This window comes from Methylosinus sp. LW3, assembly GCF_000527115.1.
In the GTDB taxonomy this organism is placed as follows: Bacteria; Pseudomonadota; Alphaproteobacteria; order Rhizobiales; family Beijerinckiaceae; genus Methylosinus.
Window position 1 is genome coordinate 3,701,046 of the sequence record NZ_AZUO01000001.1, and the last position, 21,682, is coordinate 3,722,727.

18 protein-coding genes and 1 riboswitch are annotated in these 21,682 nt (G+C 66.4%); of the genes, 8 read left to right on the forward strand and 10 right to left on the reverse strand.

Features of this window, described 5'->3' with window-relative positions; translation table 11 throughout:
* Positions 1-13 precede the first annotated feature (13 nt).
* Positions 14-607, forward strand: a complete 594-nt coding sequence (locus METLW3_RS0118590; RefSeq protein WP_024881323.1) for a phosphatase PAP2 family protein — start codon at positions 14-16, stop codon at positions 605-607.
* On the opposite strand, the gene METLW3_RS0118595 is transcribed toward METLW3_RS0118590, so the two are convergent.
* Together METLW3_RS0118595 and METLW3_RS0118600 are read right to left on the reverse strand one after the other, a co-directional pair.
* Positions 578-1,963, reverse strand: a complete 1,386-nt coding sequence (locus METLW3_RS0118595; RefSeq protein ID WP_024881324.1) for a VOC family protein — start codon at positions 1,961-1,963, stop codon at positions 578-580. The two genes, METLW3_RS0118590 and METLW3_RS0118595, sit on opposite strands and share 30 nt — an antisense overlap.
* Before the next feature lie 32 nt (positions 1,964-1,995).
* A complete protein-coding gene (locus METLW3_RS0118600; protein WP_024881325.1) occupies positions 1,996-3,528 on the reverse strand; it encodes an aldehyde dehydrogenase family protein in 1,533 nt (510 codons plus the stop codon).
* A 216-nt stretch (positions 3,529-3,744) separates the two neighbouring features.
* On the opposite strand from METLW3_RS0118600, the gene rocD reads away from it, so the two are divergent.
* Positions 3,745-4,977: an ornithine--oxo-acid transaminase gene (rocD, locus tag METLW3_RS0118605; protein ID WP_024881326.1), complete on the forward strand. Its 1,233-nt coding sequence runs from the start codon at positions 3,745-3,747 to the stop codon at positions 4,975-4,977.
* A gap of 79 nt (positions 4,978-5,056) precedes the next feature.
* Positions 5,057-5,920 carry an arginine deiminase-related protein gene (locus METLW3_RS0118610; protein ID WP_024881327.1) on the forward strand — a complete coding sequence of 288 codons (864 nt, stop codon included), beginning with the start codon at positions 5,057-5,059 and terminating at the stop codon, positions 5,918-5,920.
* On the opposite strand, the gene METLW3_RS0118615 is transcribed toward METLW3_RS0118610, so the two are convergent.
* Both METLW3_RS0118615 and METLW3_RS0118620 read right to left on the reverse strand, forming a co-directional pair.
* Entirely contained in the window at positions 5,895-7,013 is a 1,119-nt protein-coding gene (locus METLW3_RS0118615; protein WP_024881328.1) for an ATP-binding protein, read from the reverse strand. The genes METLW3_RS0118610 and METLW3_RS0118615 overlap by 26 nt on opposite strands.
* Before the next feature lie 51 nt (positions 7,014-7,064).
* Complete coding sequence (locus tag METLW3_RS0118620) at positions 7,065-9,329, reverse strand: response regulator (protein WP_024881329.1); 2,265 nt, start codon at positions 9,327-9,329, stop codon at positions 7,065-7,067.
* A gap of 191 nt (positions 9,330-9,520) precedes the next feature.
* Between METLW3_RS0118620 and METLW3_RS0118625 the strand changes: the two genes are divergently transcribed.
* Positions 9,521-13,855, forward strand: a complete 4,335-nt coding sequence (locus tag METLW3_RS0118625; RefSeq protein ID WP_024881330.1) for a DEAD/DEAH box helicase — start codon at positions 9,521-9,523, stop codon at positions 13,853-13,855.
* Here the strand turns inward: METLW3_RS0118625 and METLW3_RS0118630 are convergent, their stop codons facing one another.
* From METLW3_RS0118630 to smbP, 3 genes are all read right to left on the reverse strand, one after another.
* Positions 13,856-14,191 carry a DUF190 domain-containing protein gene (locus METLW3_RS0118630; protein WP_024881331.1) on the reverse strand — a complete coding sequence of 112 codons (336 nt, stop codon included), beginning with the start codon at positions 14,189-14,191 and terminating at the stop codon, positions 13,856-13,858.
* Between the two features lie 2 nt (positions 14,192-14,193).
* Positions 14,194-14,592 carry a fluoride efflux transporter CrcB gene (crcB, locus tag METLW3_RS0118635; protein ID WP_024881332.1) on the reverse strand — a complete coding sequence of 133 codons (399 nt, stop codon included), beginning with the start codon at positions 14,590-14,592 and terminating at the stop codon, positions 14,194-14,196.
* 63 nt (positions 14,593-14,655) lie between these two features.
* A complete protein-coding gene (gene smbP / locus METLW3_RS0118640; RefSeq protein WP_024881333.1) occupies positions 14,656-15,009 on the reverse strand; it encodes a small metal-binding protein SmbP in 354 nt (117 codons plus the stop codon).
* 298 nt (positions 15,010-15,307) lie between these two features.
* Positions 15,308-15,369: riboswitch (Fluoride riboswitch) on the reverse strand.
* A 161-nt stretch (positions 15,370-15,530) separates the two neighbouring features.
* Here smbP and METLW3_RS0118650 point away from each other — a divergent pair.
* Both METLW3_RS0118650 and METLW3_RS0118655 read left to right on the forward strand, forming a co-directional pair.
* Positions 15,531-15,881, forward strand: coding sequence for a DUF1491 family protein (locus METLW3_RS0118650; protein ID WP_024881335.1), 351 nt, complete (start codon positions 15,531-15,533; stop codon positions 15,879-15,881).
* A gap of 22 nt (positions 15,882-15,903) precedes the next feature.
* On the forward strand, positions 15,904-16,404 hold the full coding sequence (locus METLW3_RS0118655; protein WP_024881336.1) for a GNAT family N-acetyltransferase: 501 nt from the start codon (positions 15,904-15,906) through the stop codon (positions 16,402-16,404).
* On the opposite strand, the gene queC is transcribed toward METLW3_RS0118655, so the two are convergent.
* The 3 genes from queC to METLW3_RS0118670 are packed head-to-tail and all read right to left on the reverse strand — an operon-like array spanning position 16,380 to position 19,120.
* The gene (queC, locus tag METLW3_RS0118660) at positions 16,380-17,099 is read right to left on the reverse strand and encodes a 7-cyano-7-deazaguanine synthase QueC (RefSeq protein ID WP_024881337.1); all 720 of its coding nucleotides are present in this window, start codon (positions 17,097-17,099) and stop codon (positions 16,380-16,382) included. The genes METLW3_RS0118655 and queC overlap by 25 nt on opposite strands.
* Positions 17,100-17,136: 37 nt before the next feature.
* Complete coding sequence (locus METLW3_RS0118665) at positions 17,137-17,511, reverse strand: DUF4180 domain-containing protein (RefSeq protein WP_024881338.1); 375 nt, start codon at positions 17,509-17,511, stop codon at positions 17,137-17,139.
* 58 nt (positions 17,512-17,569) lie between these two features.
* Entirely contained in the window at positions 17,570-19,120 is a 1,551-nt protein-coding gene (locus tag METLW3_RS0118670; RefSeq protein WP_024881339.1) for an ATP-binding protein, read from the reverse strand.
* A 210-nt stretch (positions 19,121-19,330) separates the two neighbouring features.
* Here METLW3_RS0118670 and METLW3_RS0118675 point away from each other — a divergent pair, with 210 nt between their 5' ends.
* Positions 19,331-20,044: a uracil-DNA glycosylase family protein gene (locus tag METLW3_RS0118675; protein ID WP_024881340.1), complete on the forward strand. Its 714-nt coding sequence runs from the start codon at positions 19,331-19,333 to the stop codon at positions 20,042-20,044.
* A 43-nt stretch (positions 20,045-20,087) separates the two neighbouring features.
* The gene (locus tag METLW3_RS0118680; RefSeq protein ID WP_024881341.1) at positions 20,088-21,644 is read left to right on the forward strand and encodes a pyridoxal-dependent decarboxylase; all 1,557 of its coding nucleotides are present in this window, start codon (positions 20,088-20,090) and stop codon (positions 21,642-21,644) included.
* Positions 21,645-21,682: the final 38 nt, after the last annotated feature.

The window sequence follows — 21,682 nt, forward strand, 5'->3', positions numbered from 1 at the left end:
TAGCTTTCTCGCCATGCTGCTCGCTTCGAACCGCCGCCTCTCACTCGAACGTCTCGTTCTCGCCGAGACGCTGCTCCTCTGGCGCGAGCGCCTGCTGCGCGCCGATCTCGCCGGCGTGCATTTCGTCGCGCGCTCCACGCAATTCACGCTGGGCCGAATGCTCGCGATCACGATCAGCAAGCTCGGCAATGGATGGATCTATCCCATACTCGCCGCGGCGATCTTCTGGCTCGCCGGGCGCGACGCCTGGCCAGTGATCGCGCTCGGCGGACTCAACGCCGCGCTGCTGCACACGCTGTTTCCGATCATCAAGAAGCGCATCGGACGCAAGCGTCCGTTTCACGTCGATCCGCGGCTGACATCGCTTCTGAAGATACTCGACGAGCATTCTTTTCCGAGCGGCCATATGATGACGCTCAGCGGCGTGTTGGCGCCCATCGTTCTCGCCTGGCCTTCGGCCGCCGCTTCCGCCGCTGCGCTCGCGCTCTCCATGGCGTGGTCGCGCATCGCCACCGCGCATCATTATCCCAGCGACGTGCTCGGCGGCGTGACGCTCGGCCTCGCCATGGGCTATCCGCTATCGGCCTGCATTCTCGGCCATTGGTGATCGCTGCCCGAGCGCCGCGAGCGCGCGCTCCAGCGAGCTTTTCTCCTCATGCGCATAAATCGCCATCTCATCGGCGACCTTCGTTCCGAGCGCATGCTCGAACGCTTCGCGATTGGCCGAGGCCGATAGCTCGCGGCGTCCGCCCTCTCCGAGATTGGACTGGAAGATTCCCGCCGCGCTCACCGGCAGAAAATCTTCATAGGTGATCGGCTCCGCGATGAGCGCGCCGTCGCGCAGCAACGTCTCGACATCGCCTCCGGCGCCCCGATTCTCACCCGGCGCATAGCGGAAGAAGGCGAGTCCCTGCGCACGCAATGTCGCGGCGTCGTCCGGGAAGGCGGCGAAGCGGCGCCCCAGCTCGGCTCTGTAATCGCTCGTCGCGCCATCGCGCGGCGGATTGGCGGCGAGGGTCTCGGCGAGCAATCTGTCATAGAGCGCCCGCCCCTTTGCGGTGAGCGCGGCGCCGCGCTGCTCGATCTCGCCGAAGCGCGCGCGATGCTCGCCGCGCGCCTCATCGCGTCCCGCAAAGCGCACAGGCTCGGCGATGGCCTTGAAGCTCGTCTGGCGCAGCAATATCGGGAACTGCCGTTGCGGCGGGCCTTCGACGATGGATTTCGGATCGAGCCCGCGCTCGGCGAGCGCCTGTTGCGCGGCGTCTATGTCGAGCGTCGGCAGCGTCAGATGATTGATATGCGGGCCGTGGAAGCAGACGACATCGGCGACGAGCGGATGCGCCTTGCGATAGGCCTCGTAGACGCCGGCGGTGACGGTGGCTTCGCCGCGCCAGCGGAAGGTATGCAGCGCCTCATGCACGAACTCGATCGCCAGCGCTTCGCCGAGCCCGCCATTGGCCTCGAAGATCTCGATGAGATGCAGGCAGCGCGGCGTGAAGATGCGCCGACGCGCGAGAATCTCTTGCGCCTCGCGACGCAGGTCCTCGCCCTCTATGAGTTCCGGACGCAGCAGTGAGGTGAAGATGCGGAAAGGGCAACGCCTGATCGACTCCGCTTCGACAGGCCGGAAGCAGGTCGAATGCACCGGCACGCCGGCGGGCGTGAGATCGTAATAGCCGACCGGATACATGCCCATGACGGCGAAGAGCCGCCGCAGCCCCGCGAGCTCCTCCGGCCGTCCGACGCGAATGGCGCCATGGCGCTCGACGCCGATGAGATCGAAAGCGCCGGAGCGGCGCAGCCGCGCCTCCAGCGCAGGATCGCGCGCGAGCGCCTCGCCATCGATCTCGCCGACGATGCGAGTCATCTCCTGATAGCGCGGCACCTCGTCGCGATACATTTGCGTCATCGCCGCGGAGAAGATCGAGCGGATCGTATCGGCGGAAACATGGGTCTCGGTCATGTCGGACTCCTCGAGATCGATCGGCCTAAGGATCACACGTCGAAGACGACGCCTTGCGCGAGCGGCAGAGCGCTCGAATAATTGATCGTGTTGGTGGCGCGGCGCATATAGGCCTTCCAAGAATCGGAGCCGGCCTCGCGGCCGCCGCCGGTCTCCTTCTCGCCGCCGAATGCGCCGCCGATCTCGGCGCCGGAAGGGCCGATATTCACATTGGCGATGCCGCAATCGGAGCCTTCCGCCGAGAGGAAACGCTCCGCCTCGCGCAGATCGGTCGTGAAGATCGACGACGCCAAGCCATGGCTCACATCGTTCTGCATATGCAGCGCATCGCCGAGATCGCGATATTTCATCGCATAGAGAATAGGCGCAAATGTCTCGCGGCGCGAGACCGGCGCCGGCTCGGCCAGCTCCACCAGCGCCGGCCGCGCGTAATACGCGTCCGGCCGCTCCTGCGCGAACAGGCGTTGGCCGCCGTAGATTTTTCCGCCGATCGTCGCGGCTTCGTCCAGCGCGTGTCGCATGGCGCGATAGGAATCGCCGTCGATGAGTGGGCCGATGAGCGTCTTGCCCTCGCGCGGATCGCCGACCGGCGCCGAGGCGTAGGCGAGCGAGAGCCGGCCAATGAGCTGATCATAGACGGACTCGTGCACGATGAGGCGGCGCAGCGTGGTGCAACGCTGGCCGGCCGTGCCCATGGCGGCGAAGGCGATGGCGCGCACAGCGAGATCGAGCGGCGCCGACGGACAGACGATAGCGGCGTTATTGCCGCCGAGCTCGAGAATGGACCGCGCGAAGCGCTGCGCGAGCCGCGGCCCGACGGCGCGACCCATGGCGGTGGAGCCGGTCGCCGAGACGAGCGCGACGCGGCGATCGTCGACGAGCCGCTCGCCGAGCTCGCGCCCGCCGATGACGAGAGCGGAGAGTCCTTTCGGCGCCTCGCCGAAACGCGCCAGCGCGCGCTCGAACAGCGCATGTGTGGCGAGCGCCGTCAGCGGCGTCTTTTCCGAAGGCTTCCACACCAGCGCGTCGCCGCAGACGAGCGCTATGGCGGCGTTCCAGGCCCAGACGGCGACCGGGAAATTGAAGCTGGAGATGATGCCGACGACGCCGAGCGGATGCCATGTCTCCATCATGCGATGGCCGGGGCGCTCGGTCGCTATTGTGAGGCCGTAGAGCTGACGCGACAGGCCGACGGCATAGTCGCAAATATCGATCATCTCCTGCACTTCTCCGCGCGCTTCGGAGACGATCTTGCCGGCTTCTATGGTGATGAGCTCGGCGAGCTCATTCTTGGCCGAGCGCAATTCCTCGCCGAAGAGGCGCACCAATTCGCCACGTCGCGGCGCCGGAATATTGCGCCATTTGCGATAGGCGGCGTCGGCCTCGCCGATCGCCACATCTAAAGCATCACTGTCTTTTGTTTTTGCTCTGGCGATGACTTCGCCGGTAATCGGCGTTCGCACTTGCAAATTACCATCGCGTAATAGCGCAGACGGAACAGTAATACGGAATAGTAGCTCTTCAGCTCTCGCTGCGATATCGTTGGCTTGTGCACGCGATTCCATGCTTGTGCTTCCCATCTCGCCGTTTTGCTGCTTTATTTGTCTCGCAAATACCCCGTGTTCGATGTATTTGCAACGCGAACGTCGGAGCGGCGTAACGACGCGCTCCACGAGAGAATGGCTCGCAGAGGCGTCGTGTCCCGTGAGCCGCCGATCGCCCGCACTGATGCAAATCGTCGAGGCGACGCCCACATAACGAACCAGCGAGGTCATTCGTTCATGAACGCCAACGTCACATCCGTCGACAATCCGCATCGCGCTCGCAATTATGCGCCGCTTCCGGTCACGCTCTCGCGCGGCGAAGGCGCCTTTCTGTTCGATGTGAACGGTCGCCGCTATGTCGATATGATGAGCGCCTATTCCGCGGTGAGCCATGGTCATGCGCATCCGCGCATTCTGAAAGTCCTCACCGAGCAGGCGCAGCGTCTCGCGGTTCCGTCGCGCGCTTATTACGACGATCGCCTCGACGATTTCCTCACGGAGCTGTGCAATCTCACCGGCCTCGATGTCGCGCTGCCGATGAACACCGGCGCCGAGGCGGTGGAGACGGCGATCAAGGCGGCGCGCCGCTATGGCCGCCGCGTGCGCGGGCTGAAAAACCCCGAGATCATCGTGGCCAAGGGCAATTTCCACGGCCGCACGACGACCATCGTCGGCTTTTCTTCGGAGCCGTCCTATCGCGACGATTTCGGTCCCTATGGCGGCGGCTTCCGCGCGGTTCCCTATGGCGATCTCGCGGCGACGGAAGCGGCGGTCGGTCCCGATACCGTCGCCATAATGGTCGAGCCCGTGCAGGGCGAGGCGGGCGTCATCGTTCCGCCGGTCGGCTGGCTCGCCGGCCTGCGTAAGCTCTGCGACGAGCGCGGCCTGCTGCTCATTGTGGACGAGGTGCAGGCGGGGCTCGGGCGCACCGGCGCCTGGTTCGCGTTTCAGCACGAGAACATCAAGCCGGATGGCGTGATGCTCGGCAAGGCGCTCGGCGGCGGCGTGCTGCCGGTTTCGGCTTTCGTCGGCACGCGCGCGCTGATGGATATGTTCACGCCCGGCTCGCATGGCTCGACCTTCGGCGGCAACACGCTCGCCGCGGCGGTGGGGCTCGAGGCGCTGCATGTGATGCGCGACGAGAAGCTCGTCGAGCGCAGCCAGACGTTAGGCGAGCATATGCTGCGCCGTTTGCGCAACATGGACAGTCCCGCGCTGCGCGACGTGCGCGGCAAGGGCCTGTGGGCGGGCGCCGAGATCGATCCGCGCTACGCTACTGGCCGCGAGGTCTGCGAGATGCTGTGCGACAAGGGCGTGCTCTCCACGGTGACGCATCACAGCGTCGTGCGCCTGTCGCCGCCGCTCGTCATTGCGCGCGAGGATTTGGATTGGGCGCTCGATCGCTTCGAGGAGACGCTCGCCGAATTGGTCGAGCGCGCGCGTCCGGCCAAGCGCGCTCTGGCGAGCTGATCGCCGCCTGTCATCGTTGCGGCGCCGAGACGGAGCAGTCTCGGCGCCGTCTTCATGCCAGGAAACGAAAGGACTCGAGATGACGCAGCGGCATTCCATGTTCGAGCCCGCGCGCGCGCCGCGCGAGGAGCGGCGCCAGCGCGTGCTGATGTGCGCGCCGGATGATTTCGACGTGCGCTATGTCATCAATCCCTGGATGGAGCATCAGATCGGCCGCACCACGCGCACGCTCGCGCGGGAGCAATGGCAAAATCTGCGCGCGCTCGTCGCAGAGAACGCCGAGGTGGAGCTGGTTACGCCGGCGGCGGGCCTGCCGGATATGGTGTTCACCGCCAACGCCGGCTTCGTGCTCGGAAACATCGCCGTCGTCAGCCGCTTTCGCGCCGAGGAGCGGCGGCCGGAGGAGCCCTTGTTTCGCGCCTTCTTCGAGGCGCGCGGCTTTCGCGTCGCGGCTTGGCCAGAGCATCTCCCCTTCGAGGGCGCGGGCGACGCGCTCATCGATCGCGGCGCCGAGGTTGTCTGGTGCGGCCATGGCATGCGCTCGGCCGATGAGGCGCCGACGGCGCTGGAGCGCATCATCGGGCGGCGCGTGATCGGGCTCAGGCTCGTCGATCCGCGCTTCTATCATCTCGATACATGCTGCTGCCCGCTGGCCGGCGGCTATCTTCTCTATTATCCGCCGGCGTTCGACGCCGCCTCGCGCGCTGCGATCGAGGCGATCGTTCCGCCCGAGAAGCGCATAGAGATCGACGAAGCGGATGCGATGCGCTTTGCCTGCAACGCCGTCGATCTCGATGGCGGCCTCGCGATGAACGACGCATCGCCGCAGCTGCAGCAGCGCTTGCGCGAGGCGGGCTTCGCGCCCGTCGTCACGCCGCTCTCGGAATTCATGAAGGCCGGCGGCGCCGCCAAATGCCTCACGCTGAAGCTTTCAGAGGACTAACCTTCTCGCCGCGCGGAATGGTCATGGTGAAAGTCGCGCCGGCGCCGAGCTGCGAATCGGCCTCTATGCGCCAGCCGTGGCGCTCGCATGTGGATTTGCACAGAGCGAGGCCGACGCCCGTTCCGGGATATTGCGTGAAGCTGTGGAGACGGCGCAGCGGCTCGAATATGGCCTCGGCATATTTCGGCTCGAAGCCTATTCCGTCATCGGCGACCGAAAGGGCGAGCTCCGGCTCGCGCTGAAGGAAGAAGCGAATATTCGGCGCGCGGCCGGGCTTGCGATATTTGATCGCATTGGAGAGCAGGCTCGAGAGGCAGCGCTCGAATTGCAGCTTGTCGGCCTCGATCAGCACGCCGGGCGGAACCGTTACGGCGATTTGCGCCTGCGTCTGACGGATCAGCTCGGAGAAATCGGAGACGACGGCCTCGATCTCGCGGCGAAGGTCCAACGTCTCCAGCCGCGGCGGCGTCGAGACCTGCCGCGAGAAGGCGAGCAGCCCGTCGACCAGCTGGCGCGCGCGCAGCGCCGAGGCGCGCGCCACCTCGCTCGCATGCGCGGCCTCCGCGAGATCGCCCTTGGCGATCGAAGCTGTGATGATATCCGCGAAGGCGGCGATCTTGCGCAGCGGCTCCTGCAGATCATGCGAGGCGATATAGGCGAAGCGCGCCAAACGCTCATTGGCGAGCTGAAGCTCATCGGCGCGCTCGACGAGCTGACGCTCGATCTCCTTGTGATGCGAGATGTCGAACACCGTCACGGCGACGTATAAGCGTCCGTCCTCGCGGATCGGCGCGAGGCCGAGATGAATGGGAAATTCGACGCCCGATTTCTTGCGCGCGCGAAGATCCTTGTCGACGCCGAGCAGAATGCGGCGCGGCGCCTTGTAATACTCCTCACGCAGGCCGGCGTCGCGGGCGCGCGCCGCATCCGGCAGCAGCATATCGACGGTGCGGCCGACGAGCTCCTCGGCCGAATAGCCGAACATGTCCTCGGTCGCGCGATTGACATAGAGAATGCGATCGTCGGCGATCAGAAATCGCGCGGCGAAGGCCGATTCGACGATCATCTTCAGCTGCTCGGGCGTCGCGTTCATTGGCGCTGACCATAGGCGATGGTCCTTCGGCGCCTCTATATGGGGAGCGCCTCACGTCGCACGAGAGGGGTGCGGCTTTTGGCCGTCGATCAGCGTCTTCAGCGTGTCGAGATCGATCGGCTTGACGAGATGGAGATCGAATCCCGCATCCTCGCAGAGACGCCGCACCTCGTCTCCGCCGGAGCCGGTGGAGGCGATGAGGAGAAGGTCGCGCCCTTCCGGCGTGGCGCGCAGCTTACGCGCCGTCTCATAGCCGTCCATGATGGGAAGGCCGAGATCGAGCAGAGCGACGTCGGGCTTGAAGCTCTGCGTCAGCTCGAGCGCGCGCATCCCGTCGCTGGCGACGCCGACGTCGTAATTCTCGAGGCGCAGCAGCTCCGCCATGGCCTCGCACACGGCGGCGTCATCGTCGACGATCATGACCTTGCGCCGCGACGTCTTTGTCTCCGGGGGAGCGGCGCGCGCGCCGTCCAGCACATCGCGCACCTTGCGCGCCAGCCGATCGATCGAATAGGGCTTCACGATCAGCTCGACGCCGGGGTCCAGCACGCCATTATGGACGACGGCGTTGGGCGTGTAGCCGGTGGTGAAGAGAATCTTCAGATCGGGCCGGCGCTTCCACGCCTCCTCGGCGAGCTTGCGGCCATTGGTGTCGGGCATCACCACATCGGTGAACAGCAGCGAAATATTCGGGTTCACCTCGAGCTGGCGCAGCGCGGCGGCGGCGCTCTCGGCGGCGAGCACATTATAGCCGAGCTCGGCGAGCGTGTCGGCGGTGAGATCGCGCACGCGCACATCGTCCTCGACGATGAGGATCGTCTCACTCTTCTCGCTGCGCGGCGCGGTGCGCGCAGGCGTCGCGGATGTGGTCGTCGCGCTGGCCGGGCCATGATGGCGCGGCAGATAGAGCTTGACCGTCGTGCCGAGCCCCTGCTCCGAATAGATGCGGACATGCCCGCCCGACTGACGCACGAAGCCATAGACCTGGCTGAGGCCGAGCCCGGTGCCGCGCCCGGCGGGCTTGGTGGTGAAGAAAGGATCGAAAGCGCGTGCGACCGTCTCGCGGCTCATGCCGGTTCCGGTGTCGGTGACGGCGATCAGCACATATTGGCCGGGCGGTATGCCCACCTCGCGCGCGGCATATTCCTCGTCGAGATAGGCGTTGCTCGTCTCTATGGTGAGCTTGCCGCCCTGGGGCATGGCGTCGCGCGCATTGAGCGCGAGATTGAGGATCGTCGTCTCGAGCTGGCTGGTATCCGCATAGGCGCGCCATAGGCCGCCGGCGAAGACCGCCTCGAGCCGCACATCCTCTCCCAGCGTGCGGCGCAGCATCTCGGCCATGGACGAGACCATTTTATTAGGGTCGATCGGCTCGGGCGCGAGCGGCTGGCGGCGCGAGAAGGCGAGCAGCCGATGCGTCAACGTCGCCGCATGCTCGGCGCCTTCCAGCGCGCTGTCGAGATAGCGCAGCGTCTCCGCCGGATCGGTCGCGAGCCGCCGCTTGGCGAGATTGACGCTGCCGATGACGACGGCGAGCATATTGTTGAAATCATGCGCGAGGCCGCCAGTGAGCTGGCCGATCGCCTCCATCTTCTGCGATTGGCGCAATTGCTCGGCGAGCTGCTCGCGCTGCGCCGCCTCGGTGGAGAGCGCGGCGTTGACATCGCGCAGCTCCGATTGCGCCGACGCGATCTCGTCGAGCCGGCCGCGCAGCAGAGCGATGGTCGCCGCGCCGATGAGAATGGTGATGGAAATGGCGAGCGCCGCGCCTGCGCGCAGCAGCGAGCCGTTCGTCTCCACGGCGCGCGATTGCGCGTCGATAAGCTGCTGCTGGCGAGCGGTCTTGTCGTCGAGGCCGACGCGCAGCCGCTCCATGAAGGCCTTGCCGGAGCCGGCGCGCACGATCGCCACCGCGTCCTCATGCCGTCCGGCCGCCTGCAGCTCCACGGTCTTGGCCATTTCGGCGAGCTTCTCATTGGCCAGCGCCCGCTGCGCTTCCAGCGTATTACGCTCCTCGCCCGGCTCGCTCACCCGCAGCAGAGCGTCGAAATCCGCGCCTATGCGCGCCTTGGCGGCGTCGAAGGGCGCGAGATAGGCCGCGTCATTGGTCAGCAAATAGCCGCGCTCCGCGGATTCGGCCTCTTGGAGCCGATCGAGTATGTTGTGATGGATCCGCTTTTCGCCGATGAGCTGCCGCACGTCGCGATAGTCGGTCGCCTGCTTGCCGACGAAAGCGAAGGCCGCGAACAAGGACGCCGCGAGAATGGCGAAGCCGGCATAGAGAAACGACGACGTGTCGATGAATTTGCTGCGCATGAACATCCTCTCGGCGCAATGGCGGATCGTCCGCTCGCCGTGAGCGGCCGCCTCCCGTCCGGCCCGAAATGTGGCTGAAGCCGCCGCGCGCTTGTCGCGGCGCCGCGAAATTCCCAAATCTCATGGTTGGCGCGCGACCCGATCGCCGCTAGCCTGAACTCTCCACGGGGCTCTCTCCTCTCCTCAAGGCCATGCATCTGTCGCACCTTTTTCATCCGGCGGTTACGGCATGGTTCGCCGATCATTTCCGCAATGCGACGCCCGCGCAAGCGGAAGCTTGGCCCCAAATCAAATCCGGCCGAAATATCCTGATCGCGGCGCCCACCGGCTCCGGCAAGACGCTGGCGGCTTTTCTGGCGGCGATCGACGATCTCATCCGCCAGGGCCTCGCCGGGACGCTGCCCGACGAAACCCGCATCGTCTATGTTTCGCCGCTCAAGGCGCTGTCCAATGACGTCAGCCGCAACCTCGAGGCTCCCCTCGCCGGCGTGCGTGAAAAGCTGAGACAGGCCGAGCTGCCGGACGTGGATATTCGCGTGCTGGTGCGCACCGGCGACACGCCCTCGGCCGAGCGCGAGCGAATGCGCAAGCGCCCGCCCCATATTCTCGTGACCACGCCCGAATCGCTCTATGTGCTGCTCGGCTCCGAATCGGGCCGCAAGGCGCTGGCGACGACGCGCGCCATCATCGTGGACGAGATCCACGCCGTCGCACCCAATAAGCGCGGGGCGCATCTTTCGCTCTCGCTGGAACGGCTCGCCGCGCTCTGCGGCGACGGATTGCAGCGCATCGGCCTTTCCGCCACGCAGAACCCCATTTCCGCGGTGGCGCATTTTCTGGTCGGCGCGGGATCGGATGCGACGCCGGCGCGCGAGCCCGCTATCGTCGATTCCGGCCATCACCGCGCCCGCGATCTCGCCATAGAGGTTCCCGGCGCGCCGCTCGAGGCGGTGATGTCGGCGGAGGTCTGGACGCAAGTTTACGACCGGCTCGCCGAGCTGATCGCCGAGCATCGCACCACTCTGGTCTTCGTGAACACGCGCCGCCTCGCCGAGCGCATCGCGCGGGAATTGTCGGATCGTCTCGGCGAGGAGGCCGTCACCTCGCATCATGGCAGCATGGCGAAGGAGCATCGCCTGCTCGCCGAGCAAAGGCTGAAGCGCGGCGAGCTGAAAGCGCTCGTCGCGACCGCCTCATTGGAGCTCGGCATCGACATCGGCGATGTGACGCTGGTCTGCCAGATCGCCTCGCCTCGCTCCATAGCGAGCTTTCTGCAGCGCGTCGGGCGGTCCGGCCATGTCGTCGGCGGCCTGCCCAAGGGGCGGCTGTTTCCCCTCTCGCGCGACGATCTCGTCGAATGCGCGGCGCTGCTCGACAGCGTGCGGCGCGGCGAATTGGACCGGCTCACCATTCCGCATCGCCCGCTCGACGTTCTCGCGCAGCAGATCGTCGCCGAGGTGGCGGCGCAGGAATGGAGCGAGGCCGAGCTCTATGAGCGTTTCAAGCGCGCCTGGCCCTATCGCGCATTGGAGCGCGCCGAGTTCGACGATGTGGTGAAAATGCTCGCCGAGGGCTATGCGACGCGGCGCGGCAGGCGCGGCGCGCTGCTGCATCATGATGCGGTGAATCATATTCTGCGCGAGCGGCGCGGCGCGCGCATGACGGCGCTCACCTCCGGCGGCGCCATACCCGAGACCGCCGATTATCAAGTGCTGCTGGAGCCGGAGAATCACATCGTCGGCACGGTGCATGAGGATTTCGCCGTCGAGAGCATGGCCGGCGATATTTTCCAGCTCGGCAACGCTTCCTATCGCGTGCAGCGCGTCGAGCGCGGGACTTTGCGCGTCGAGGATGCGCAGGGCCAGCCGCCGACGATTCCCTTCTGGCTCGGCGAGGCGCCGGCGCGCGCCGATGAGCTGTCCTTCTCCGTCTCGCGCCTGCGCGGCGAGATCGCCGAGCGTCTGCGCAGGGATGCGAGCGGCGGCGAGGCGCAGCGCTGGCTGATGGAGGAGGCAGGCGTCGCGCCGCCCGCCGCGGAGCAGCTGGTCGAATATCTCGCCGGCGCGCTCGGCGCTTTCGGCGGCGTGTTGCCGACGCAGGACACTCTGGTGCTGGAGCGCTTCTTCGACGAGGCCGGCGGCATGCAGCTCGTCGTGCATTCGCCCTTCGGCGGGCGCATCAATCGCGCTTTCGGCCTCGCGCTGCGCAAGCGTTTTTGCCGCAAGTTCAACTTCGAGCTTCAGGCGGCCGCGACCGAGGACAATATCCTGCTCTCGCTCACCACGGCGCACAGCTTCGAGCTCGCCGAGGTGGCGAAATATCTCCACTCGAGCAGCGTGCGCGGCGTGCTGGTGCAGGCGATGCTCGCCGCGCCAATGTTCATGACGCGCTGGCGCTGGACGGCGGGAATCTCGCTCGCTCTGCCGCGCTTCCAGGGCGGCAAGAAAACGCCGCCGCAATTTCTGCGCATGCAGGCGGAGGATTTGGTCGCCGCCGTCTTTCCCGATCAGATCGCCTGCGCCGAAAATCTTGCCGGCGAGCGCGAGGTTCCCGACCATCCGCTGACGAACCAAACGATTTGGGACTGTCTGCACGAGGCGATGGACATCGAAGGGCTCGAGCGCTTGCTGCGGCGCATGGAGTCTGGCGAGGTGCGCGTCGTCGCCTGCGATCTCACCCAACCTTCGCCGCTGGCGCTGGAGGTGCTGTCGGCGCGGCCTTACGCTTTCCTCGACGACGCCCCGCTCGAGGAGCGCCGCGCGCAGGCGGTGATGGCGCGACGCTGGCAGGACCCGCAGAGCGCCTCCGATCTCGGCCGGCTGGACGAGGAGGCGATCGAGCGCGTGAAGAGCGAGGCCTGGCCCGAGCCCATCGACCCGGAGGAGCTGCATGACGCGCTGCTGTGGATCGGTTGCCTCACAGAGGCGGAGGTCGCCGCCGCGCCGGATTGGGCGGGCTGGCTCGAGGCGCTGGCCCGCCAAAAGCGCGCGACGCGTTTCGAGACCGGGCAGGCGGCGTTCTGGGTCGCGGCCGAGCGGCTGACGCAATTTCACGCCCTCTGGCCCAAGGCGCGGCTGGCGCCGAAGATTTCGCCGCCCGAGAGCGAGGCGCCGGCGCTATGGTCGGCCGAGCAGGCGCTGATCGAGATTTTGCGCGGTCGGCTCGAGGGGCTGGGTCCGGTCACGCAAACGGGGCTCGCCGCGGCGCTCGGCCTCGAGCCCACGAGCCTCGCGACGGCGCTCGTCGCGCTGGAGGTGGAAGGCACGATCATGCGCGGGCGTTTCCTGCCCGGCGCCAATGACGAGCAATGGTGCGACCGCCGCCTGCTGGCGCGCATCCACCATTACACGATCAAGCGTCTGCGCGCGGAGATCGAGCCGGTGGCGGCGCGCGACTTCCTGCGCTTCCTCTTCGATTGGCAGCATGTCGCCGAGGACGCTCGGCTGAAGGGGCCGGAGGCGCTGCCTGCCGCACTCTCCGGGCTCGAGGGATATGAAGCGCCGGCGGGCGCGTGGGAGACGGAAATTCTCCCGGCCCGCCTCTCCGATTACGAGACCGGATATCTCGATTCGCTCTGCCTCTCCGGCCGCATCGCCTGGGCGCGGCTGACGCCGCCTGCCGCCACCAAAGGCGCCCGCGCGGTCTCGCCGATCAAAAGCTCGCCGGTCGCCCTTTTGGAGCGGCGACGGCTCGGCGATTGGACCTCGATCGCCACCCCCACCGAGCCGCCGGCGCTGAGCGGCCGCGCTCAATTGGCGCTCGAAACGCTGCGCGCCGAGGGGGCGCTGTTCTTCGAGGAGCTGGTCGACGCCTCGCGCCTGTTGCGCTCCGAGCTGGAGACGGCGCTGGGCGAGCTGGCGGCGCTCGGCCTCGTCACCTCGGACAGTTTCGGCGGGCTGCGCGCGCTGCTCGTGCCTTCCGAGAAGCGCAAGCCTTTCGACGGCGCGCGGCGGCGCGGCAAAGTGCTTTCCTTCGGCATGGAGAGCGCCGGGCGCTGGTCGCTCATTCGCCGCGCCTATGCGCCGCCGGGCTCGCAAGCGCGTCATGCTTGCGTGGAGCACATCGCGCAGGCGCTGCTGCGCCGTTATGGCGTCGTCTTCTGGCGCCTTTTGGCGCGCGAAGGCGGCTGGCTGCCGCCCTGGCGCGATCTCTTGCGCGTCTATCGACGGCTCGAGGCGCGCGGCGAAATTCGCGGCGGGCGTTTCGTCGCCGGCTTTTCCGGCGAGCAATATGCGCTGCCGGACGCCGTCGGCCTGCTGCGCGAGATTCGCCGCCGGCCGGCCGACGGGCAATATGTGTCGCTGTCGGCGGCCGATCCGCTCAATCTCATCGGCGTGCTGACCCCGGGCGGCAAGCTCGCCGCGCTCACCGGCAATCGCCTGCTGTTTCGCGACGGATTGCCGATCGCCGCGCTCGCGGGCGGCAAGATCGAATTTCTGACGAGCGTCGATGAGGCGACGCGATGGGAGGCGGAGAAGCGCCTCATCCGCTCGGCGGCGCGGGGGCAGCTCGCCGATCTGGCGTGATCACGTCTTCTCGCCATAGCGCATCACGCGCACTTTCTCGAGCGTGACCAGCCCGCCGCTCATCATCGAGTCGAGCGTCGGCAGAAAGGCGTCGATCTTGTCCTCTTCGTCGACGATCTCTATGACAATGGGGAGATCTTCCGAGAGGCTCAATATCTTCGTCGTGCGCAGCCGGCTGTTATGGCCGAATCCTACAGGGCCGCGCAGCACGGTGGCGCCGGCGAGGTGCAGCGCGCGCGCCGTCCGCACGATCGCCTCATGCAGCGGTCGCCCTTCGAATTTCTCGTCCTCGCCAATGAAGATGCGCAGCAGAGTCGCGTCTCGAGGCAATTGCATCGTCAGGCTCCTTTCAGCGCGTTGAGATGAGCGGCGGCGAGATGTCCGAGCCAGACGGCGAAAAGACAGAGCCCGAACGACAGGCCGATATTGGCGAGCGCAGCGAAGGCCTCGCCGCCGCGCGCCAGATTGAGCGTCTGCAGGCCGAAGGAGGAGAAGGTCGTATAGCCCCCGCATAGGCCGATCATCACGAATTGGCGCGTCTGCGTATCGACGAAGAGACGGCCGTCCCCCGGCGACGTGAGCGTCGCGAAAAAGCCGATCGCGAAACAGCCGGAGACATTCACGATCAGCGTGCCCCAGGGAAAGGCCTCGCCGAAGCAGCGGGAGACGACTCCCGAGAGCCAATAGCGCGCGACGCCGCCGATCGCGCTGCCGATCATGATGAGAACATAGATCATCTCGAGCCTTTGCCGGTGGGAGCTTCGCGCGAGGCCGATCGCGGCCTCGCGCGTCGCAGAGCTTTATTGGGCGGTCTCTTTGCTCGCTTCCTCGAGATGCGAGAGCGCTTCCTTCGCCTGCTTGGTCGCGGCTTCGGTGTGATTCGCCTGCCCCTCCTCTATCGCCGCCTTTATATGGACGATCGCCTCGGCCATGTGCGGATTGGGCTTGAACTTCTGAAGGCCCTCGGCTTTCTCGAGCGCGAGATCGGCGTGATAGGAGAGCAGGCCGGCGTCATGCAGCTTGCCGCCCTGGGTGATCGCTTCATTGACGTGATAGATCGCCTGGTCCAGCCGGTCGTCGGCGCGAGCGAGCGTCGGCCCGATGAGCGCCGCGAGGCCGAGGCTGGCGGCGAGCCCGAATTTGCGAATTTTCATTTCACTCTCCTCATTTCGACCGTTGCGGTCGACGTTTCGGATTCGATTTTTCGTCGCCGGCCGCGCCGACGCGGCGCAGCCGGTGAACGCGGTCATTCGAATCTCATTGGATTGGCCGTGACCGCCCGGCCGAGGGCGCGCGCCTCTGCGCGACGAAGCTCGATCGAAAGCGCGGCGACGATGCGCGCGCATTCGACGGATCGGACTTTACGAAACGGAAAAACCGCGGCGATCGGACTCATGACGGACTCCTGCCGAGCGAATAGATCGCTCTCTCCGACGATCGGTCGATCATCGGACATCAGCAGGAGTCATCAGCCTTTGCGGCGGTTGAAGGGGGACCCCATCCCCCGGCCGCACGCGCGAGCGGCGGCCTTGGCGAAATTGGTATCTGAGCGATGAGACAGCGTCAAGAACGGGCTGAAGCCGAGCCGTTCTCGCGCTCGTCGATCGAAGCGCCGCCGCCGGCGGCAATGTCGAAAGCGCTTGCGCGGACGGGTTCTCATGGCTGAAAAGAATTCATGCGTCTCCGATCCGACTTTTTCGTCTCCGCCCTCATCCGCCGCGCCGAGACGGCCGGCTCCGTCGCCATGCTGCGCCGCCGCGGCTCCGAGGAAGCGGGCGCGATCTTCGTGAAGATCGACCGCCTGGATGGACGCGCGGCGCTGCTCGGGCCGGCGCCGCAGAGCGTGGATTTGCCGGAAGGCGTCGATCGCCTTTTCGCGCGTCTGCACGCGGATGAATGGGTGACGCCGCTGGAGGCCGAGGAGCGCGCCCGCAAGGAGATCGCCTTCGATCCGGATTTATGGCTAGTCGAGATCGAGGATCGCGAGGGCAAGAGCTTCGTCGATATCGCGGCTCGAACGGCCTGAGCCGCTCGATCGAGGACGACCCATGCGCATTCGCCCCGCTCGAAACAGCGACGCGCCGGCGATCTGGCGCGTCATCGGCCCGACCATCCGCGCCGGCGAGACCTATGCGCTCGATCGCGACATGAGCGAGGCCGACGCCCTCGCCTATTGGCTGGGCGCGGATCGCGAGACCTTCGTCGCGGAAGACGACGAGGGGAGGATCATCGGCTCCTATTACCTGCGCGCCAATCAGGCCGGCGGCGGAGCCCATATCTGCAATTGCGGCTATATGACCAGCGCCGAAGCGGCCGGTCGCGGCGTCGCCCGCGCAATGTGCGCGCATTCGCTGGATCATGCGCGCGAGCGCGGCTTTCGCGGCATGCAGTTCAACTTCGTCGTCGAGACGAACATCCGCGCCATCCGCCTATGGCGCTCTTTCGATTTCGAGATCGTCGGCCGGCAGCCGCGCGCCTTCCAGCATCCGACGCTGGGCTTGGTCGACGCCTTGGTGATGTTTCGTCAGCTCGGCGCGCCGGAAGGCTGAGCCGCGCGATATTTCTCCCAGCCGGCGGCGCGCAGGCGGCAGGCGGGACATTCGCCGCAGCCATGGCCCCAGTCGAAACGCTTGCCGCGCTCGCCCAGATAGCAGGTGTGGCTCTCCTCGACGATGAGCCGCACCAGCGGCTCGCCGCCCAGATCCTCGGCGAGCTTCCAGGTCGCGGCCTTGTCGATCCACATCAGCGGCGTGAGGATTGCGAGCTTCCGGTCCATGCCCAAAGTCAGCGCTGTCTCCACCGCGCGGATCGTCGCGTCGCGGCAATCGGGATAGCCGGAAAAATCCGTCTCGCACATGCCGCCGACGAGACTTCCGATTCCGCGCCGATAGGCGAGCGCCGCGGCGAAGGTGAGGAAGAGAATATTGCGCCCCGGCACGAAAGTATTGGGGAGACCAGAGGCGTCGAAGGCGATCTCCGCCTCGCGCGTCAGCGCCGTGTCGGAGATGGCGCCGAGCGCTTCTATGGAGATGGTGTGGTCCTCGCCGAGCCGCTCCGCCCACAGCGGCGAGATGCGCTTCATCCCCTCCCGCAGCACGCCGCGTTGCTCGAGCTCGACGCGATGACGTTGGCCATAGTCGAAGCCGACGGTCTCGACGCGCGCGAAGCGCGAGAGCGCGAAGGCGAGGCAGGTGGCGGAGTCCTGCCCGCCGGAGAAGAGGACGAGGGCGGAGTCTGACGTCAACACAATGCCTCTATATGGTTCGCCGCCGGCGGAAGCGTCAGGAACGCAGCGCCGAGAGCTTGCGAGTCAGCGCTTGGATATCGTCGACGAACCATATGGATCGCCCAAGATTCGCTTCATAGACGAAATCGCGCGTCGATCGGCTTCGATCCGTATGAGCGGATATATCCCCGACGATCGCCAACCGAAGACTGTAGTTGACGAATTTCTGAATCGTTTCGCCCGCGATGCGCGTTTCGAGGCGAAAGAAGTCTTCCGTTAGACGGGCCACCGGTATGGCCATCAAATTCGCCTGATGTTCCCAGGCCGCGCTCACGAAAGCATTGGCGTCGCGCTCCGTCTCGAGCTTTGCGCCCTCTGCGCAGCAGAGCAGCGTGCGAACGCCATGGATGTCACGCGCGATATCCGTCATATCGCCTGCCTTCTCTAGCTTTGGGAGGCAATTTTAGCTCAAATCGCGTCTGGCGTCCTCACGCCGCCGCATTCCTCCGCCGCTCGAGGCTGGCGAATTGCGGGGCGTCGTCGTCGAATTTCGGCAGCGCGTTCATCACGCGCTCCGGCGGGAAGACGACGATCGCTTCCGTGCCTTCGCGCACTCTCGACTTCAGCTTGAACAGACCGCCGTGCAGATCGACGAGGCCCTTGACGATGGGCAGGCCGAGGCCGGTGCCTTCCTCCGCATTCTTCTGGGCCAGCGTGCCGCGGCCGAAGGAGGACATGACGACGGCGATCTCCTCCTCTGGAATGCCCGGACCCGTGTCGCGAATCGCCACATATTGCCCGCCGGCGCTGGTCCAGCCGATCTTGAGCGTCACCTGGCCGCCCTGCGGCGTGAATTTGATGGCGTTAGTCAGGAGGTTCAGCACGATCTGCCGCACCGCGCGCTCATCCGCCCAAATGCGCGGGAGATCGGGCTCCTTGGCCTCGATCATCTCTATGCCGCGCTTTTGCGCGCGAATGGTCAGCAGATGGCGGCAATCCTCGACGACGCCGGCGAGCGACACGCTCTCTTCCTTCAGCTCGTAGCGGCCCGCCTCGACGCGCGAGAGATCGAGAATCTCATTGATGAGCATCAGGAGATGCTGGCCGCTCGAGTGAATGTCCTGCGAGTAATCCTTATAGGCCGCCACGGCGTGGACGCCGAAAAGCTCGTTCTTCAGCACTTCCGAGAAGCCGAGAATGGCGTTGAGCGGCGTGCGCAGCTCATGGCTCATTGTGGCGAGGAAGCGCGATTTGGCGAGATTGGCCTCCTCGGCGCGGCGGCGGGCCTCGTCGGAATTGGCCTTGGCGTGCTCGAGCTCGCCGATGAGATCGTCCTTCTCGATACGGAAGAACAGGCTCTCGCGCGTCACATGGTGAAAGCGCTTGGCCAGCACGACGAAGAAGACCTGCGCCGCGCCCACCAGCGCCAGCAGCGAGAGGCTCGTATCCTCTATCCCGTCTATGCGCAGGCAGACGACGATGGCGAGCGACATGGGCGTGATCGTCGCATAGACGGCGAAGGGTATGGTCGCCGTCACCATAGTATTGAAGGCCGCCGCCAACATCAGCATGGCGGTGACGAAAGCCTTGGCGTTGGGGTCGCTCGCCTGCAGCAGCAGCAGCGCCATCGCCGCCCAGACGAGGCCGTGCAGAAATTCCGCGGCGACGAATTTGCTGCGCCAGCCGACCACATTGATCTCGTCGTCGGAAAGACGCTCGAGCTTCTTGGCGAGGCCATAGCACAGCAGCAGGCTGGAGAAGGCGAGCACGGTCCAGATGACGTCGAGCTCGCCCTCCATCCAATAGCGGGTGAGCGCCGCGACCATGGCGATGAGCGCCGTGGCCGGCACGGCGGAATGGATGCGGGCGGAAGCGTAGGCGCGCAGCAGGCCGACGTCGCAGCCGCGATGGCCGGTGTCCGAGGTGGTGAGCTTCTCACGCGCCGCGCGCACCTCGGCGCTGCGGCGACGGCGCTCGGCGACGATGCGCGGATCCTTGCCCCGGCCTCGCTCGATCATCTCGGCGGTTATGTCATTCATGATACGCTGGACCCGCAAGCAACGAAATTCTCGCCTTCGAACGGCGACCCCGAAAAGGGAAACGCCGTCACGACCCTTTCCAGAAGCCGAAATAAATCCCCGCAATCTAGGCGTCAGGTCGAGCGTCGCCGATAATGGGACGGAAACGTTAACGGGGGACTCACGACATTTGTCGAATTTGATGGAATGGTCCCGCGAGGGAACGCAAAAGTGACCTTTTCCACCGAAAGCGAAACCGCTCTGGCCGCGCTCGTCGCCGATGTCGGCGCCTGCCGCATCTGCGTCGAGCGGCCGCAGGGCGCGCCTCTGCCGCATGAGCCGCGGCCGGTGCTGCGCGTCTCGCCGCGCGCGCGGCTGCTGATCGCCAGCCAGGCCCCCGGAATGCGCGTGCATCGCTCCGGCCTTCCCTTCGACGATCCGTCCGGCGATCGGCTGCGCGATTGGATGGGCGTCGACCGCGAGACTTTCTACGATGTCTCGCGCATCGGCGTGGCCGCGATGAGCTTCTGCTTTCCGGGCTATGACGCCCATGGCGGCGATCTGCCGCCGCGCCGGGAATGCGCGCCACATTGGCGCGACGCGCTGTTTTCGGCGCTGCCGCGGGTGGAGACAATTCTGGCGGTCGGCAAATATGCGCAGGCCTATCATCTGCGCCGTCTCGGCGTCGCGCTGCGCGCGAGCGCGAGCGTCACTGAAACGGTCGGCCGCTGGCGGGAGTTTTCGGCGCTCACCCCGAAGATCATCCCGCTGCCGCATCCCTCCTGGCGCAACACGGGCTGGCTGAAGCGCAATCCCTGGTTCGCGGCGGAGCTCCTGCCGGTGGTGCGGGCGGAGGTCGCCCGGCTGGCCGGGGCGGACGGCCCGGGCGAGAGCGGAAGCTGCGCCACTTTCGGCGGCGATATTGCTTCGCAGCGCGAAAGCTGATTAGTCCTGTCCCACTTACGAAGCTCCCGGGGATGAAGCGGGAATGAACCACTCACAACGGCCGCCGAAGCCGATCGGCGCGGCCGTCCCGGCGCCCGCCGACGCCTCGCCCGCGGATCTCGATCCCACGGATTGGGAGGCGTTCCGCGCCGAGAGCCATCGCGCGCTCGACGCCATGATCGACCATCTCGCCACTCTGCGCGAGCGGCCGGTCTGGCGCGAGCCTTCAGCGGAGGCGCGCGAGCGCTTCCGGCGCCCGCTGCCGGCCGAGGGCCATGGCCTCTCCGCCGCGCTGGAAGATTTCGAGCGCTTCATCCAGCCCTACGCCAATGGCAATATCCATCCGCTGTTCATGGGCTGGGCGCAGGGCGCCGGCACGCCCGTGGGCATGATCGCGGAAATGCTCGCGGCCGGGCTCAACTCCAATTGCGGCGGCCGCAACCATATCGCGCTCGACGTCGAGCGGCAGATCGCCGCCTGGATGGCGGAGGCCTTCGGCTTCCCCCTGGATGCGTCCGGCGTCTTCGTCACCGGCACTTCGATCGCCAATTTCCTGTCGCTGCTGGTCGCGCGCGAGCATGCGCTCGGCGAAAAGAATGTGCGCAAGAACGGGCTGAAGGCGCTCGAGGAGCAATTGGTCGCCTATGCCTCGCGCGAGGCGCATAATTGCGTGCGGCAGGCCATGGAGCTGGCCGGCCTCGGCGCGCGCCATTTGCGGCTCATCGAGTCGGACAGTTCTCATTCGCTGCGCATCGACGAGCTGAAGCGCGCCATTGCCGAGGATCGCGCCGCGGGGCTGCATCCGTTTCTCGTCGTCGGCACGGCGGGCTCCGTCGATACCGGCGCGATCGACGATCTCGACGCGCTCGCCGACATAGCGAAGGCGGAAGATCTCTGGTTCCATATCGACGGCGCCTTCGGCGCGCTGGCCGTTCTCTCGCCGGCGCTGAAGCCATTGGTGAAGGGCCTCGAGCGCGCCGATTCCATCGCCTTCGATTTCCACAAATGGCTGCATGTGCCCTATGACGCGGGCTTCTTCCTCGTCCGCGACCCGGAGGCGCATCGCCGCGCCTTCGCCGCCAACGCCGCCTATCTGACGCGCGCGCCGCGCGGGCTCGCGGCCGGCGAGATATGGCCTTGCGATCTCGGCGCCGATCTCTCGCGCGGCTTTCGCGCGCTGAAGACCTGGTTCACCATAGAAGTCTTCGGCGCGCAGCAGCTCGGCGCCTGCATCGAAAAAAGCTGCGCATTGGCGCAGCGGCTGCGCGGCCATATCGAAGCCTCGCAGACTTTCGAGATGCGCGCGCCGGTGGCGCTCAATGTCGTCTGCTTCGGCGTGAAGGACGACGATGAGAGCGGCCGGCTCAATCGCGAGATCGTGATGGAGCTGCATGAGAGCGGCGAGGCGGCGCCCTCGCTCACTCTGCTCGACGGGCATCCGACGATCCGCGCGGCGATCTTCAATCACCGCACGCGCGAGACGGACATAGACGACTTCATGCAGATGCTGGAGCGCGCCGCGCAACGCGCCCGCGGCGAGCCGCCGCTGGAGCCGCTGCCGGAGCCGCGCGAGGAAGGCGAGCCGCTCTCGCAGGATTGAGCGAGCGGCGAGCTGGCGTATCGCTTGCTTTTATCGTG

Coding starts and splice junctions, on each gene's coding strand:
- METLW3_RS0118590 (WP_024881323.1), top strand. CDS start 14: ATGCTGCTCGCTTCGAACCGCCGCCTCTCACTCGAACGTCTCGTTCTC.
- METLW3_RS0118595 (WP_024881324.1), bottom strand. CDS start 1,963: ATGACCGAGACCCATGTTTCCGCCGATACGATCCGCTCGATCTTCTCC.
- METLW3_RS0118600 (WP_024881325.1), bottom strand. CDS start 3,528: ATGGAATCGCGTGCACAAGCCAACGATATCGCAGCGAGAGCTGAAGAG.
- rocD (WP_024881326.1), top strand. CDS start 3,745: ATGAACGCCAACGTCACATCCGTCGACAATCCGCATCGCGCTCGCAAT.
- METLW3_RS0118610 (WP_024881327.1), top strand. CDS start 5,057: ATGACGCAGCGGCATTCCATGTTCGAGCCCGCGCGCGCGCCGCGCGAG.
- METLW3_RS0118615 (WP_024881328.1), bottom strand. CDS start 7,013: ATGAACGCGACGCCCGAGCAGCTGAAGATGATCGTCGAATCGGCCTTC.
- METLW3_RS0118620 (WP_024881329.1), bottom strand. CDS start 9,329: ATGCGCAGCAAATTCATCGACACGTCGTCGTTTCTCTATGCCGGCTTC.
- METLW3_RS0118625 (WP_024881330.1), top strand. CDS start 9,521: ATGCATCTGTCGCACCTTTTTCATCCGGCGGTTACGGCATGGTTCGCC.
- METLW3_RS0118630 (WP_024881331.1), bottom strand. CDS start 14,191: ATGCAATTGCCTCGAGACGCGACTCTGCTGCGCATCTTCATTGGCGAG.
- crcB (WP_024881332.1), bottom strand. CDS start 14,592: ATGATCTATGTTCTCATCATGATCGGCAGCGCGATCGGCGGCGTCGCG.
- smbP (WP_024881333.1), bottom strand. CDS start 15,009: ATGAAAATTCGCAAATTCGGGCTCGCCGCCAGCCTCGGCCTCGCGGCG.
- METLW3_RS0118650 (WP_024881335.1), top strand. CDS start 15,531: ATGCGTCTCCGATCCGACTTTTTCGTCTCCGCCCTCATCCGCCGCGCC.
- METLW3_RS0118655 (WP_024881336.1), top strand. CDS start 15,904: ATGCGCATTCGCCCCGCTCGAAACAGCGACGCGCCGGCGATCTGGCGC.
- METLW3_RS0118665 (WP_024881338.1), bottom strand. CDS start 17,511: ATGACGGATATCGCGCGTGACATCCATGGCGTTCGCACGCTGCTCTGC.
- METLW3_RS0118670 (WP_024881339.1), bottom strand. CDS start 19,120: ATGAATGACATAACCGCCGAGATGATCGAGCGAGGCCGGGGCAAGGAT.
- METLW3_RS0118680 (WP_024881341.1), top strand. CDS start 20,088: ATGAACCACTCACAACGGCCGCCGAAGCCGATCGGCGCGGCCGTCCCG.